We start from the raw sequence: 1,284 nt of genomic DNA, 5'->3' as shown, positions 1-1,284 counted from the left end.
TGGCCTGTCCCCGGTGAATGAGACCACCTCGAACTAGAGTCCCGTTGGCCCCGGTGAGGGGCCGGAAGGGGACACTGAGAACCATGGCTGGACGGAAACGGCATTCCGCGGAAGAGATCGTGCGGAAGCTGCGCCGTGCCGACGAGTTGGCCGCCGCCGGTGCTTCGGGTGAGGAAATCGCCGCTGACCTGCAAGTATCGTCAGCCACGTTGTATAACTGGCGGCGCCAGTATGGCGGGATGGACACCGACGCCGCCAAAGAGCTCAAGGAGCTGCGCGAGCAGAACGCCCGGCTCAAGCGGCTGCTGGCCGATGCCGAGCTGGAGAAAGACGCGCTGCGGGAGATCGCTCGGGGAAACTTCTAGGCCCGGCGGCCAAGCGGCGGGCGGTCGGCATGCTCTTGCAGGTCAAGGGCATGTCCGAACGGTTCGCCTGCAAGGTTGTCGGGGTCCATCGGTCCACCTTCCGGCGACTGCCACTCGACCAAACCCCGGACGATCCCGACGCCGGCACCAGGGCCTGGCTACGCGAATACGCTCGCAAGAACCCTTGTCACGGGTTTCGTCGGGCGTGGGCGGCGTTGCGGTTCGACGAGGGCCACCGGGTCAACCGCAAACGGGTCCACCGGTTGTGGAAGCAGGAGGGCCTGCAGGTGAGAGTGCATCACCGACGTAAACGTCTCGGGTCGTCCTCGGTGCCGGCGGTCGCCGCGGACGCACCGAGGACGGTGTGGGCGTTGGACTTCCAGTTCGACTCCACGGTTGATGGGCGGGTGGTGAAGATCGCGTCGATGGTCGATGAGCACACTCGTGAGTCGCTGCTGCACCTGGTGGAACGCTCGATCACCGCAGAGAAACTGGTCATCGAGCTCGGGCGGGTTTTCGCTGCCCGGGGTGTGCCGAAGGTGCTGCGGTGCGACAACGGTCCCGAGCTGATTTCCGCAGCGCTGCAACGGTTCTGCGTCGACCGGGTCGGCATCGCCTACATTCCGCCCGGCACGCCGTGGAACAACGGCTACATCGAGTCGTTCAACCGCCGGTTGCGCACCGAGTGCCTCAACCGCAACCACTGGACCTCCCTGCTCGAGGCCCGCGTGGTCATCGGTGACTTCAAGACCGACCACAACCTGCGGCACCGGCATTCAGCGCTGGGCTACCGGACACCGGCCGAGTACGCTGCGGCCTGCACCCACACCCACCACCCGGTGGACTGTCGGATCAACTGACAACAGACGAAACAACCCGGGCTCTACTACCGGGTGGTCGCGTTATCGGGGACTGGCCA

Annotated in this window: 1 protein-coding gene; it reads left to right on the top strand. The window is 65.6% G+C overall.

Annotated elements, in window-relative coordinates:
- Positions 1–83: 83 nt before the first annotated feature.
- A protein-coding gene (locus IU459_RS37210) for an IS3 family transposase (protein WP_195134264.1) occupies positions 84–1,225 on the top strand; the annotation gives its coding sequence in 2 pieces (ribosomal slippage) (positions 84–351 and positions 351–1,225; 1,143 coding nt in all).
- The last annotated feature ends 59 nt before the right edge of the window (positions 1,226–1,284 follow it).

It is taken from the genome of Nocardia amamiensis (assembly GCF_015477605.1).
GTDB classification, from domain to species: domain Bacteria; phylum Actinomycetota; class Actinomycetes; order Mycobacteriales; family Mycobacteriaceae; genus Nocardia; species Nocardia amamiensis_A.
Note: the sequence above shows the minus strand (reverse complement) of the source record. Positions and strands in the feature narration are given on the sequence as shown.